12 protein-coding genes are annotated in these 12,859 nt (G+C 68.3%); 10 read left to right on the forward strand and 2 right to left on the reverse strand.

The annotated features are described in order from the left end of the window. Nucleotides 1-679, forward strand: a 679-nt coding sequence (locus tag RIF93_RS13250) for a hypothetical protein (protein ID WP_309091926.1), incomplete at its 5' end; no start/stop codon positions are given. A gap of 75 nt (nucleotides 680-754) precedes the next feature. Continuing rightward, complete coding sequence (locus tag RIF93_RS13255) at nucleotides 755-1,549, forward strand: N-acyl homoserine lactonase family protein (RefSeq protein WP_309091927.1); 795 nt, start codon at nucleotides 755-757, stop codon at nucleotides 1,547-1,549. A gap of 3 nt (nucleotides 1,550-1,552) precedes the next feature. On the opposite strand, the gene RIF93_RS13260 is transcribed toward RIF93_RS13255, so the two are convergent. Next, entirely contained in the window at nucleotides 1,553-1,732 is a 180-nt protein-coding gene (locus tag RIF93_RS13260) for a hypothetical protein (protein WP_309091928.1), read from the reverse strand. Between the two features lie 107 nt (nucleotides 1,733-1,839). Further along, the gene (locus RIF93_RS13265) at nucleotides 1,840-4,212 is read right to left on the reverse strand and encodes a TonB-dependent receptor (protein ID WP_309091929.1); all 2,373 of its coding nucleotides are present in this window, start codon (nucleotides 4,210-4,212) and stop codon (nucleotides 1,840-1,842) included. Between the two features lie 175 nt (nucleotides 4,213-4,387). On the opposite strand from RIF93_RS13265, the gene RIF93_RS13270 reads away from it, so the two are divergent. The 8 genes from RIF93_RS13270 to RIF93_RS13305 all read left to right on the forward strand — a co-directional run. Further along, entirely contained in the window at nucleotides 4,388-4,585 is a 198-nt protein-coding gene (locus RIF93_RS13270) for a hypothetical protein (RefSeq protein WP_309091930.1), read from the forward strand. A gap of 325 nt (nucleotides 4,586-4,910) precedes the next feature. Continuing rightward, nucleotides 4,911-6,575, forward strand: coding sequence for an amidohydrolase (locus tag RIF93_RS13275; RefSeq protein WP_309091931.1), 1,665 nt, complete (start codon nucleotides 4,911-4,913; stop codon nucleotides 6,573-6,575). A 19-nt stretch (nucleotides 6,576-6,594) separates the two neighbouring features. Continuing rightward, on the forward strand, nucleotides 6,595-8,115 hold the full coding sequence (locus tag RIF93_RS13280; protein WP_309091932.1) for a M20/M25/M40 family metallo-hydrolase: 1,521 nt from the start codon (nucleotides 6,595-6,597) through the stop codon (nucleotides 8,113-8,115). Nucleotides 8,116-8,176: 61 nt separating this feature from the next. Next, on the forward strand, nucleotides 8,177-8,668 hold the full coding sequence (locus tag RIF93_RS13285) for a pyridoxamine 5'-phosphate oxidase family protein (RefSeq protein WP_309091933.1): 492 nt from the start codon (nucleotides 8,177-8,179) through the stop codon (nucleotides 8,666-8,668). A gap of 297 nt (nucleotides 8,669-8,965) precedes the next feature. Continuing rightward, nucleotides 8,966-9,673 (forward strand): Crp/Fnr family transcriptional regulator, encoded by a 708-nt coding sequence (locus tag RIF93_RS13290; protein WP_309091934.1) that lies wholly within the window; start codon nucleotides 8,966-8,968, stop codon nucleotides 9,671-9,673. Nucleotides 9,674-9,785: 112 nt separating this feature from the next. Then, nucleotides 9,786-11,909 (forward strand): M13-type metalloendopeptidase, encoded by a 2,124-nt coding sequence (locus tag RIF93_RS13295; protein ID WP_309091935.1) that lies wholly within the window; start codon nucleotides 9,786-9,788, stop codon nucleotides 11,907-11,909. A gap of 102 nt (nucleotides 11,910-12,011) precedes the next feature. Then, nucleotides 12,012-12,512, forward strand: coding sequence for a hypothetical protein (locus RIF93_RS13300; RefSeq protein ID WP_309091936.1), 501 nt, complete (start codon nucleotides 12,012-12,014; stop codon nucleotides 12,510-12,512). A 38-nt stretch (nucleotides 12,513-12,550) separates the two neighbouring features. Next, on the forward strand, nucleotides 12,551-12,859 hold a 309-nt coding region (locus RIF93_RS13305; protein ID WP_309091937.1), incomplete at its 3' end, for a hypothetical protein.

Consider the following 12,859-nt stretch of genomic DNA (forward strand, 5'->3'; position numbering starts at 1 on the left):
GGCCCGTGTGAACGGCCAGTGGCGCTCGTCCTGGATCGTCGAGCCGGCCGACGGGCGGCTGCCGTTCACAGACGCCGGGCGGGCGCGGACCCGCGAACGGGCGCGGAACAAGGGCTACGACAGCTACGAGCTGCGCCCAACGGACGAGCGCTGCCTCACCGCTATCGGCTCGCCCGAGGGTCCGCCGATGATGAACACCGGCTTCAACGGCCACTACCAGATCCTGCAGACGAAAGATCACGTGGCGATCCACATCGAGATGAACCACGACGTGCGGATCGTCCGCCTCGTCGACCCCAAGGCGCCGCGGGCGAGGCCGGACCCGAAGGCGCCGCGCTGGATGGGCGAAAGCGTCGGCTGGTTCGAGGGCGACAGCCTGGTGGTCGAGACCACCAACCACAATCCGCAGGGCGCCTACGCCGGCAGCATGACGGGCGGCATGACCTATACGCAGAACGCCGTGGTGCGCGAACGGCTGACCCGCACGGGCAAGGACGCGATCCTCTACGAGTTCACGGTCGAGGACCCGGAGACCTTCGCCAGGCCGTGGCGGGCCGAGATGCCGTGGCGCGCGGCCAAGGGACCGATCTACGAGTACGCCTGCCACGAAGGGAACTACTCGCTAGGCAACATTCTGGCCGGCGCACGCGCGGAAGAGGCCAAGGCCATGCAGAAGTAGCCGACCGTGCTTGGCATTCGCCGCCCTCCGGCGCAGGTTGCCGTCAGAGGATGACGCCCCCCGGAGAGCCAAGAGATGATCCTGCGCACCCTGATGATGGCGGCCGCGGCCGCGGTCGGCCTGGCCGCCGCCGCCCCGGCCACCGCCGCCGACGTGAAGCTGTACGCCCTGGACTGCGGCACGTTCGCGGTCCCGGACGCCGACATGTTCGCCGACGACGGCGCCTACAAGGGCCGGAAGGTTGAGATGGTGGTCCCCTGCTATCTGGTGCGCCACCCCAAGGGCGACCTGGTGTGGGACACCGGCGTGCCGGAGAGCCAGGAGAAGCTGCTTGGCCAACTGAAGGCGCTGGGGCTCACGCCGAAAGACGTCGAGTACGTCTCGGTCTCGCACAGCCACTTCGACCACATCGGCAACGCCGGCCAATTCACGGGCTCGGCCTGGATCGTCGATCCGGATGAGAAGGCGTACGCCTTCCGGCCGCAGGCGCGGACGAACGCCGCCCAGTTCGCCCGTTATTCGGCGCTGGAGAACGCCAAGACGATCGAGGTCGCGGGCGAGGGCCCCCACGACGTGTTCGGCGACGGTTCTGTGCAGGTGATCCCGGCGCCGGGACACACGCCGGGCCATACGGTGCTGCTGGTCAGGTTGCCGAAGGCGGGTCCTGTCCTGCTGACCGGCGACCTGTGGCATGTGGCCGAGAGCCGCGCGGCCAAGCGCGTGCCGCGCTTCAACGTCGACCGCGCCCTGACCCTCAAGAGCTACGACAAGGTCGAGGCGCTGGCGGCCAAGGAGAAGGCGCGCGTCGTGCGCCAGCACGTGCCGGAGGACTTCACCAGCCTGCCCAAGTTCCCCGAGCCGCTCACCTAGCGCCTAGTTCTTGCGGTCGCCGCGGTCGCCCTGCCCCTTCTTGGCGGCGGTCTTGGCGGTCTGACGGCGGTCGGCGGCGAGGGAGCGGCCGACATCGTCGCTTTCCTTGAAGCGGCCCTTCTCGTCGCGGCGCACGTAGCGCTTGTCGGTCCCGGTGTCGATCAGCTCGCGCTGGCTGGGCATGGCGGTCTCCTCTCGAGGTTCATGTCCCCGGGGGAATCCGCAATGGCCGAGGTCGGTTCCGGCGCCGAGACGCCCCTCCGGCCTCGCCGGAGGGGCGCTCGCATCCGTCAGTACGACTTGCGCAGGGTGATCCCGTAGGTGCGCGGTGGGTTGGTCAGGAAGCCGTAGCGGGCCCGCAGCCCCCGCTCGCGGTCGATCGACAGCCAGGCGCGTTCGTCGCCCAGGTTGTTGACGAAGGCCGCGGCTTCCCAGTCCTCGCCCCGCACGCCCATCCGCAGATTGACGATCTCGTAGCTGGGCAGCTCCAGGGGGAACACGAGGTTCGCGGCCGTGCCTGCCCCGATGTTCGGGAAGAGGGCCACCGTGCGCGGGTTGTCTTCCTGGTCCGAGATCTGCGTGTAGCGCTTGCCGACGTGCTGCGCCGTCAGGTTCGCGAAGGCGTCGAGGCCGGGCGAGATCTCACGCTGGTAGCCGACGCTGAACGAGGCCTGGAACTTCGGCACGGTGGGCAGGCGGTTGCCGTCGCGCAGCCCCTGGATCGGGAGGCCCGCGGCGTCGAGCACGCTCGAGGTCAGCTTGGCGTCGTTGTACGAAGCCGACGCGGCGACGTCGAAGTTCTCGCTGAGGCGCCAAGCGATCTCCGCGTCGAAGCCGACTGATTTCGCCTTGGGCACGTTGACGATCACCCGCGACGAGCAGGTTCCGGCGTCGATGGTCGCCTGCAGGTTCTTGATGTCGGCGTAGAAGCCCGCGATCGTCAGCGAGCCGGCGCCGCCGCCCAGGCGCGCCTTCATGCCGGCTTCGTAGTTCCAGACCGTCTCGTTGCCGAAGGTCGGCTCGGACAGGGCGTCGAAGGTGGCGAAGTCTGCCGGCGTGCAGAGCGGCCGGTTCAGCGGGTCGTTGATCCCGCCCAGCCGGAAGCCCTTCGAAGCCTGGGCGTTGAAGGTGACGTCGTCGGTGGCTTCGTACGCGATGATCACGCGCGGCGCCCAGGCGTCGGCCTTGGTCTTGCCGGGGACGGCAGGGGTATGTTCGGCGAAGATGCCGTCGAAGGTGAGCGTCCGCGTTTCCTTGTAGTCGCTCCAGCGCAGACCCGCCGTGACGTCCAGCCGCTCGGTGACCGAATAGGTGGCCTCGCCGAACAGCGCGAACTGCTTCTGCTTATAGGGCACCTCCGAGTAGTAGAGGCTGTCCCGCGGCGCGTAGGGGCCGGCCGTCGGGATGCCGGTCAGCGCCTCGAAGCCCGTCACCTGCAGGTCCTGGGCGTAGTCGCGGTCGATGTCGCTGTAGAAGGCGCCGAGCACCCAGGCGAGCGGTCCTTCGGTGTCCGACGACAGCCGCACTTCCTGGGTGAAGGACTTCACGTCCGTCGTGTCGATCAGCGGCGCGTCCAGAAGATAGACGGCCGGCGGCAGGCCCAGCGAACCGCCGGTGATCGAGCCGGTGAGCGCGGTCGCGTCGCGATAGACGAGAACCTCGCGATCCGTGAACGTCGAGATCGAGGTGAACTCGACGTCGCCCAGGTCGTATTCCAGGTTCAGATCGGCGAGGAAGAAGTCGTCCTCGAACTTCTCCTGGAACTGGGTGAACTGCTTCGTGCCGCCCAGCTGCACGCGCGGCCGGGTCGTCGTGAACTCGTTGGCTAGGACGTTGTAGACGTCCACCCGGTTGAACCCGTCGACGTCGATGGACTGGTAGACCACCCGCGGGGTGATCGCGAGGTTGTCGCTGGGTTCGAAGCGCAGCGCGGCGCGGATGCCCCAGCGGGTCCCGTCGTTGACGTCGTCGTCCACCGAGCCGTCCGGTTGCACCGCGTCGATGAAGCCGGCGAAGCTGGTCGCATAGCCGACGACACGCAGGGCGGCGGACTCGCCCAGCGGGATGTTCACGGCGCCCTTCAACTCACCGCCCAGGTCGCCGCCCTGGACCTTGGAGGCCGTGGCTTCGACGGTCGACGAGAATGCGCCGACCACCGGCTGGTTGGTGATGTAGCGCAGGGTGCCCGAAAGGGAGCCCGACCCGAACAACGTGCCTTGCGGCCCGCGCAGCACCTCGACGCGGTTGAGGTCGAACAGGTCGAGGTCCGGCGTGAATAGCGAAAGCGAGATCACGCTTTCGTCGAGATAGACGCCCACCTGTTCCTTCACGCCCGGCTGGTCGCGGACGATCTGGCCGGCCGAGATGCCGCGGATCGCCACCTGGCTCTGACCGGGGCCGAGGTTCTGGACCGAGAAGCCCGCGACTGTGCGCGACAGGTCCTCGATGTTGGTGACGCCGCGAGCCCGCATCACCGCCTCGCTCTGGGCGGCGACAGAGAACGGAACGTCGATCAGGGCCTCGTCACGTTTCCGGGCCGTGACGACCAACTCCTCGACCTCCGCAGGGCCGGCGGTCTGCGCGGCGGCGACGCCCGGCGGGACTGCCAGGACGAGGGCCAAAAGGCTGGCGCGCGCGGCCAGCCGGGTCTTCCCGGTGTGCATGATCTGGTCTCCTCCCTCTCGTGCGCGACTCGAAAGGTCACGCTTTGTGACGGGATGATTACCGCAGGTGGAATCCGCCGAGCTAGGTTCGTCGATCAGTGAATTCTGAACTGTTGCGCAAAGGCCGCGGCTCGGCGGTCTGGCGCGCGAGTGCGACGCAGCCCATCAAGGCGGCATGACCGACCGAGCCGTGTCCGACAGGGACGTCTACCTGAAGCTCGCCGCCGTGGCGAAGGAGTTGGCCCAGCTCGCCGAGGCCGCCGAGACCTATGTCGGCAACGCCGCACTGGTCAGCGCGTCCGAGTCGCTCAGCGGGACCGCCCGCGTGATCTACGAGCACTGCCTGAACGGCGGCGAGGACGAGGTCCACTGAGCGCGTCGCGCCGGGCGAGCAGCCGCGCGATAGCCGAGACCAGCAGCGCCACGCGATAGGGCGTCCAGAGAGGCGCCACGCCATAAGGATGGCCCAGCGGCACCCGCCGCCGGAGCTGCATCGCCCGGCGCACCTCGCGGCGCGCCTCGGCCGCGGTCATCGGCTCGGGGTAGCGGCTGATCAGCGGATCGCGGGGGAACTTCGACATGGAGAGGCTCGACGGCCCATTGCCACGACCGGCCATTGTGGGCCAATCCGGCGCCTACCCGTTTTGAGGCGTGCTACGCAGTGGCGCGGTCGCTCCGTTTGCCGCTAGCTTGGCGGTATGCGGACTTTGATTTCGGCCCTCGCCTGCGCTCTCACCCTTGCCGCCCCGGCTGCGGCCCAGCCCGCCGATCTGGTCATCTGGGGCGGAGCGATCCACACCGGCGTGGACAATGCGCCGCAGGCCCAGGCGGTGGCGGTCAGCGGCGGCCGCATCTCCTACGTCGGGGACCGTGGCGGCGTCCGGGAGCGGGTTGGGCCAAAGACGCGGGTCATCGACCTGAAGGGCGCGGCGCTGTTCCCGGGCTTCACCGACAGCCACGCCCACCTGCGCGGGATCGGCGAGCGCGAGCTGTCGCTGAACCTCGAGGGCTCCAGATCCGCGGCCGAGGCGGTCGCCCGGGTTAAGGACTATCTGGCGGCGCGCAGGCCGAGCGGTCCCGTCTGGGGTCGCGGCTGGATCGAGACCGGCTGGCCGGAGGGCCGCTTCCTGGAGCGGCGGGATATCGACGCCGTGGCCCCCGACCAACCGGTGCTGCTGGTGCGCGCTGACGGGCACGCGCTGGTGGCCAACAGCGCGGCGTTGAAGGCCGCGGGCGTCGACGAGACCACGAAGGCGCCCGCGGGCGGCGAGATCCTGAAGGACAAGGACGGCCGGCTCACCGGCATGCTGGTGGACAACGCCATGGCGCTGGTCGCCGGTCTGCAGCCCAAGATCACCGAGGCCGACAGGCGCGAGGCCTATGCGGCGGCGTTCAAGGTCGAGACCGCCTACGGCTGGACCGGCGTCCACAACATGAGCGTCGATTGGACAGACGTGGCCCTGCTCGAGGATCTCGCCGCTAAGGGTCAAGCGCCGCTGCGCGTCTACAACGCCGTGGACGTGGGCGACGCCGGCCCGCTGTTCGCGAGCGGGCCGCGGCAAAGCCCGGACGGGCGGATCACCACGCGTGCGGTGAAGATCTATTCGGACGGCGCGCTCGGCTCGCGCGGCGCGGCGCTTTTCGAGCCCTACGCCGATGCGCATTCGACCAGGGGCCTGATCCGCACGCCGCCCGAAGCGATGAAGGCGCAGATGTCCAAGGCCTACGCGGCGGGAATCCAGGTGGCGACCCATGCCATCGGCGACCGTGGCAACGCCGTGGTGCTGGACCTCTATGAGCAGGTGTTCGCCGAAACGCCGCCGAACGTGCGCCGCATGGCGCCGCGCTGGCGCATCGAACATGCCCAGATCGTCCGGCCGGCCGACATCCCGCGGTTCGCAAGGAACGCAGTGATCGCCTCGATGCAGCCCAGCCACGCCATCGGCGACCTGCACTTCGCCCCGGCCCGGCTCGGGGACAAGCGCCTGGACGGCGCGTACGCCTGGAAGAGCCTGGCCGACGGCGGCGCGGTGGTCGTCGGCGGCTCGGACGCGCCGGTCGAGCGGGGCGATCCGCTGATCGAATTCTATGCCGCCGTGGCGCGCAAGGACCTGACGGGCTTCTCGACCCCGGCCTGGCGGCCGCGGGAAGCGCTGAGCCGGATCGAGGCCCTGAAGCTGTTCACCAGCAACGCCGCCTTCGCCCGCTTCGCCGAGGACGAGCTCGGGACCATCGAGGTCGGCAAGCGCGCCGACCTTTCGGCGTTCTCGGTCGACCTGATGACCGCGCCGGAGGCGGAGATTCCGAAGGGACACGCGGTGCTGACCGTCGTGGACGGGCAGGTCGTGTTCGAGAAGCGCTGAGTTCGTAAGGGGGACCTCCATGAGTGAAGAAGTCCGCGGCCGTCGGGCCATGCTGCAGTTGATCGCCGCCAGTGGCGCGGCCCTGGCGTTGCCTCGAGCGGCGGCGGCCCAGGCGAAGAGCGCCGACCCGGTGCGGGCGTTCGTCGAGAAGAACCACGACGCGAACGTGAAGCGCCTGCAGGATTGGATCCGCCTGCCGGGCATCGCCGCCGAAAACCGCAACATGAACGAGGCCTGCGCCCAGATGGTGGAGCTGGCTCGGGAGGCAGGCTTCGCCGACGCTCGACGCGTGGAGACCAAGGGCCACCCTTGCGTCTTCGGCACGATGGACGTGGGCGCCAAGCAGACCCTGGGCGTCTATTTCATGTACGACGTGAAGCAGGCCGACCCGGCAGAGTGGAGTTCGCCCCCCTTCGAAGCCGCCCTGGTGGACAAGCCGGGCTTCGGCAAGGTCGTGATGGGCCGCGGCGCCACGAACCAGAAGGGTCCCGAGAGCGCCTTCCTGGCGGCCCTGCGCGCGCTGAAGGCCGTGGGCCGCAAGCCGCCGGTCAACCTCGTGCTGATCTGCGAGGGTGAGGAGGAGATCGGCTCGCCCAACTTCCGCGACGCGGTCGAACGGCCGGAGGTGCTGGCGGCGTTCAAGCGCTGCTCAGGCGTCATGTTACCGATGAACTGCCAGAACCCGGCCGGCGGGGTGAGCGTCAACCTGGGCGCCAAGGGGATCGTCGAGCTGGAGCTGGTGGTCTCGGGCGAAAAATGGGGCCGTGGGCCGGTGCAGGACGTCCACTCCAGTCAGAAGGCGGCTCTGGACAGTCCGGCCTGGCGCTTGGTCCAGGCGCTGCAGAGCCTGGTCAGCGCCGACGGCAACGACCCGGCCATCGATGGCTGGTTCGAGAACGTGAAGCCGCTGACGGCGCGGCAGAAGGAGCTGGTGGACATCATCGTCCAGCGTACGCCGGAGGCCGCGGCGCTCAAAAACCTGGGCGCCAAACAATGGGTGCGCGGCCTCTCCTACCGCGAGGCCATGGAGCGGCTGGTCAGCCAGCCCACCGTCAACATCGAAGGACTGGTCTCTGGCTACACCGGGCCCGGCGGCAAGACGATCCTCCCCGGCAAGGCGGTGGCCAAGCTCGATCTGCGGCTGGTGCCGGACATGACCTTCGACGAGGCGGTGCGGAAGCTGAAGGCCCACCTGGCCAAGCGGGGCTTCGCAGACGTCGAGGTGAATGTCAGCGGCGGCTACGACCCGACGCAAACCGACGAGAACTCGGGCCTGATCCGCGCCACCCAGGCCACCTACCGCAAGGCGGGGATCGAACCCACGCTGAACCCCCGCCTCGCCGGATCCTGGCCCGGTTATCTGTTCACCAGTCCGCCGCTCAGCCTGCCCGCGGGCCATTTCGGCCTGGGGCATGGTTCGGGCGCGCACGCCCCGGACGAATACATGGTCATAGAGAGCGCCAACCCGAAGGTGGCGGGGTACGACGGGGCCGTGATGTCGTACGTGGACTTCCTCCAGCAGATGGCCGTCGTGCGCTGAGCCGGAACCGGCCCCGCGGCGGGGGATTGAGGGCGCGACGGTTCAAAACTGGAGCGCCCCGATGGCCAACGACCTGACTGAAGCGGAAGTCCAAGATCGCCTCTGGAACGCGATCGAGAAGCACCAGATCGGCATGCTGGGCGTGCTCGGCGACAGCCACCACTTCCAGCCGATGACCGCCTTCCTCGAGCGGGAGGGAAACGAGATCTGGTTCTTCACCTACAACGACACCGACCTCGCACAGGCGGTGCAGGGCGGAGCGACGGCTGCGTTCATCTTCCAGACGCGCGAAGTCCAGGCCTGCGTGGACGGACGGATCGAGCTCGTCCAGGACCAGGCCCGGATCGACCGCTACTGGAACGCCCACGTGGCCGCCTGGTACCCCGAGGGCAAGGACGACCCGCGCCTGACGATGCTGCGGCTGGACTGCACCGATGCGGCCGTCTGGATCACCGAGGTGGGGCCCGTGCGCTACGCCTGGGAGATCGCGCGGGCCAATGCGAACAAGCGTACGCCCGACGTCGGCGAGCGGCAGGACCTCAACCTGCACTAGGCCCTCGCAAGGTTAGGTTGCGTGCGTGAAGACGGTGCGGAACAGACGTCCCGCACCGTCCGGCCATCAAATGTTGATTCGTCCTGATTCGTGCGGAGTTAGCCCAGCGAGCTATAGATAAGTCGGCTATCCGACGTTCCTAAAAGCTCTGTGAACGTCCAGCCCTTGCCGTTCGCACTAAAGATTTTCCTATATTTTCTCGTTTCACTTCCGAGGAGTGTCGAGTTCACGACGGTGTTTGCCTGAGCACCCGGATAACTTGAAACCCAAGCCGCACGGCGGCGTTTCAAGTCCCCGATGCAGAGGCCCGTCCCCGCGTTGCAGAACAGCCTGCTCGAAGCGCTTCCGGCTTCCGACTACGCGACCATCAGTCCCCATCTCGCTCAGGTTGACCTCGAGCGCGGGCGGCTTCTGTATGATCCGGGCGACCTGATCGACACCATCTACTTCCCGCATGACGGGGTCATCTCGCTGATGACCCTGATGGAGAACGGCGCGGCGATCGAGAGCGCCACCATCGGCCCAGAAGGCGCCCTGGGTCTGATGGCCGCGGTGGCTCCGCGCCAGTCGCTTTCGCGGGCCATCGTCCAGACGCCGCTCCGCGCGGCCAAGATCAGCGCCGAACGCCTGCACGAGGCCTGGGAGAAGAGCCCGCGCCTGCGCGACTTGGTGGACCGCCACTCCGAGGCGCTGTTCGGCCACGCCATCCAGTCGGTGGCCTGCAACGCGCTGCACTCGGTGGAGGCCCGGTTCTGCCGCTGGCTGCTGACGTGCCACGACCGCATCTCGTCCGACACCATCGCGCTCACCCAGGAGTTCCTGGCCGACATGCTGGGTGTGCAGCGGACGACGGTGACCGCGGTCGCCCGGTCGATGCAGGAGAAGGGCCTGATCCGCTATCGCCGCGGCGTGGTGGACATCATCGACCGCAGCGGCCTCGAGGCCCAGGCCTGCGAGTGCTACGGCGCGATCCGGCGGACCTACAAACGCCTGCTGCCCCGGTAGCGAACGCCGGTCGCCCGGAATCGATTGCGCCGGGCTGTTTTTCCTTCTTTCTTTCGAAGCTCGGGGAGGTTCCGGCCAGGAACCCGGCGTATCGGTTTCGAGAGAAGGCAAAATGACCCGCTTCACGCGCAAAATCCTGCTGTCTGCGACGGCTTCCGCCGCCCTCGCGCTGGCGGCCAACGCAACCGCCCACGAGGTCCACGACTGCGCTGACGCAGCCTGCGAGACCGCGCTGCTGTTCGCCGACGCGCCGGCCTCGACCGGCGCTGTGACCTCGCTGGAGACCCCCAAGTACGGGACCTGGGGTTTCGACCTGAGCGGAATGGATCGTTCGGTGAAGCCGGGCGACGACTTCTTCAAGTTCGCCAACGGCACGTGGGACAAGACGACCGCCATTCCGTCAGACCGCGTCCGCTGGGGCAACTTCAATAAGCTGCGCGAGCTGTCCGACGCGCGCCTGCACGCCATCTTGGAAGAGGCGAAGGCGGGCAAGCTGCAGGATCCCGACGCCGCGAAGATCGCCGCCGGCTACGCGGCCTTCATGGATGAGGCGCTGGCCGAGAAGCTGGACGCCAAGCCGATCGCGCCCGAACTGGCCGAGGTCCGGAAGGTCAAGACCAAGGACGAGTTCACCGCTCTGATGGGCAAGGCGAACACCACGGGCTTCTCCTCCATCCTGCCGGTCGGCATCTCGATCGACGCCAAGGCGCCTACCAAGTACGCGGTGATGAGCAGCACCGGCGGTCTCGGCCTCCCGGACCGCGACTACTATCTGCAGCCGGGCTTTGCGGCCAAGAAGGCCAAGTATCAGGCGTACGTCGAGCAGCTGCTCACCATGATCGGCTGGGAGAAGCCGGCGGAGAACGCCAAGGCGATCGTCGACTTCGAGACCAAGCTGGCCGAGGCATCCTGGAGCCGGGTCGAGCGTCGCGACCGCGACAAGACCTACAACCCGATGACGCCGACCGAGCTCGCCGCCTACACGCCGGGCTTCGACTGGAACCGCTATCTCGCCGCGTCCGAGCTGCCCAAGGTGGACCGGATCGTGGTGACCACGAACACCGCCTTCCCGAAGTTCGCGAAGATCTATTCCGACACGCCGCTCGAGACCTTGAAGGCGTGGCAGGCCTTCCACGTGGCCGACGGCGCGGCGCCCTACCTGTCGAAGCGCTTCGTCCAGGCCAACTACGAGTTCCGGAACAAGGAACTTCAGGGCCAGCCCGAACTGCAGGCCCGCTGGAAGCGCGCCGCCCAGTTCATGGACGGCGCCGTCGGCGAGTCCATCGGCCGGGTCTATGTGGCCCGCTACTTCACGCCCGAGGCGAAGGCCAAGATGGACGACCTCGTGGCCAACATCCGGACCGCCATGCGCAACCGGATCGAGAAGCTGGAGTGGATGGGCCCCGAGACCAAGGCCCAGGCCCAGGACAAGCTGGCCAAGTTCACCGTCAAGATCGGCTACCCCGTCTTCTGGCGCGACTATTCCAAGCTCGAGCTGAAGAAGGACGACCTGTACGGCAACGCCATCCGCGCCGGCGCCTTCCAGTGGCGCCGCAACGTGGCGCGCCTGCACCAGCCGGTGGACAAGCGCGAGTGGGGCATGACCCCGCAGACGGTGAACGCCTACTATAACTTCGCCAACAACGAGATCGTTTTCCCGGCCGCGATCCTGCAGCCGCCGTTCTTCGATCCCGATGCGGACCCCGCCATCAACTACGGCGGCATCGGCGGGGTGATCGGGCATGAGATCAGCCACGGCTTCGACGACCAGGGCCGCAAGTCGGACGGCAACGGGGTGCTGCGAGACTGGTGGACCGCCGAGGACAACGCCAAGTTCAAGGCCCAGGCCGACAAGCTGGGCGCCCAGTACTCCGCCTTCGAACCGCTGCCGGGCGCCAAGGTCCAGGGCGGACTGACCATGGGCGAGAACATCGGCGACCTGGGCGGGCTGTCGCTCGGCCTCGACGCCTACCACGCTTCGCTGAAGGGCGGCCCCGCGCCTGTGATCGACGGCCTGACGGGCGACCAGCGCGTCTTCCTCGGCTGGGCGCAGGTGTGGCGCGAGAAGATCCGGGACGAGGCTCTGCGCCAGCAGGTCGTCACGGATCCGCACTCGCCTGCCTATTACCGCGTGAACGGCACCATCCGGAACATCCCTGGCTGGTATGAGGCCTGGGATGTGAAGGCCGGCGACAAGCTGTACGTCGCGCCGGAAGAGCGCGTCCGGATCTGGTAGGTCGCAGCGGAACGGGACGTTCGTCGCAGGCGGGCGTCCCGTTGCGTTGAATGTGGCCAGGCTTCCCGGTTAAGTGGCGCCGGGGAGGAGAGGTCCGAACGAATGCGTGCATGGGTTTGCGCCGGACGGTCGACCGGAGCCGTGGCCGTGGCCGCGCTGCTGGTGGGCTGCGAGCAGCCGGCCTGGCTGACAGACCGCGACCCTCTGCCCGCCCTGCCGACCTGGTCCGAACCTCTCATGGGCCGTCCGATCGGCCAGGCTTTCAGGCTTGCGCCGGAGCGCGCGTGCATCGGCAACGTCGAACAGGTGGAGCACCGCTACGAGGGCGCGCCGCGCCCCGGCGTGCGCATCACCGGCTGGGCCTGGGACGCCGACGGCAAGGTGGCTCCGGCCCGTATCCTCGTGGTCGGGCCTGACGGCCGCATCGCCGGCGCTGGCGCCACCGGCCGCCCCCGGCCGGACGTCAACGAAGCGCGGGCGGACATCACCTCGCCCACCACCGGCTGGGCGGCGCTGGCTCCGCTCCGCAAGGGGCGGGTCACGGTCTACGGGGTGCTGAGCGACGGGGCGCGGGTCTGCAAGCTGGGACGGCTCAAGCTTTGAAACCCTCAGCTCCGTCGCCCGTCGTCCCGGGCCGGCCGATGTGGCTGGCGATCCTGGCCTATGCGGCCGTAGCCACCTTCCTGATCTGCTTCCCGGCGTGGCCGGGGCACATGAACTACGACGGCCTCTATGCCTACGGACGCTCGTTCCTCGGCATCGAGCACATGACGTGGCCGCCGACGCACAGCTACCTCTTCTGGCTGAGCCGCAAGGCGGGGGTGGGCGTCGGCGGGCTGTTCGTGTTCCAGACCTCGCTGATCTTCCTGGGCGCGGGGCTCTCGGCCAGCCTCCTGATCCGCAGCCGGTTCTGGGCGTTGGCCGCTATGGCCGCGTTCGCCGTGGCCTTC

Source organism: Phenylobacterium sp., from assembly GCF_031181185.1.
Taxonomy (GTDB): domain Bacteria; phylum Pseudomonadota; class Alphaproteobacteria; order Caulobacterales; family Caulobacteraceae; genus Phenylobacterium.

Bases quoted from the DNA above. Each gene is read 5' to 3' on its own strand.
- RIF93_RS13255 (WP_309091927.1), top strand. From the start codon at position 755: ATGATCCTGCGCACCCTGATGATGGCGGCCGCGGCCGCGGTCGGCCTG.
- RIF93_RS13260 (WP_309091928.1), bottom strand. From the start codon at position 1,732: ATGCCCAGCCAGCGCGAGCTGATCGACACCGGGACCGACAAGCGCTAC.
- RIF93_RS13265 (WP_309091929.1), bottom strand. From the start codon at position 4,212: ATGCACACCGGGAAGACCCGGCTGGCCGCGCGCGCCAGCCTTTTGGCC.
- RIF93_RS13270 (WP_309091930.1), top strand. From the start codon at position 4,388: ATGACCGACCGAGCCGTGTCCGACAGGGACGTCTACCTGAAGCTCGCC.
- RIF93_RS13275 (WP_309091931.1), top strand. From the start codon at position 4,911: ATGCGGACTTTGATTTCGGCCCTCGCCTGCGCTCTCACCCTTGCCGCC.
- RIF93_RS13280 (WP_309091932.1), top strand. From the start codon at position 6,595: ATGAGTGAAGAAGTCCGCGGCCGTCGGGCCATGCTGCAGTTGATCGCC.
- RIF93_RS13285 (WP_309091933.1), top strand. From the start codon at position 8,177: ATGGCCAACGACCTGACTGAAGCGGAAGTCCAAGATCGCCTCTGGAAC.
- RIF93_RS13290 (WP_309091934.1), top strand. From the start codon at position 8,966: ATGCAGAGGCCCGTCCCCGCGTTGCAGAACAGCCTGCTCGAAGCGCTT.
- RIF93_RS13295 (WP_309091935.1), top strand. From the start codon at position 9,786: ATGACCCGCTTCACGCGCAAAATCCTGCTGTCTGCGACGGCTTCCGCC.
- RIF93_RS13300 (WP_309091936.1), top strand. From the start codon at position 12,012: ATGCGTGCATGGGTTTGCGCCGGACGGTCGACCGGAGCCGTGGCCGTG.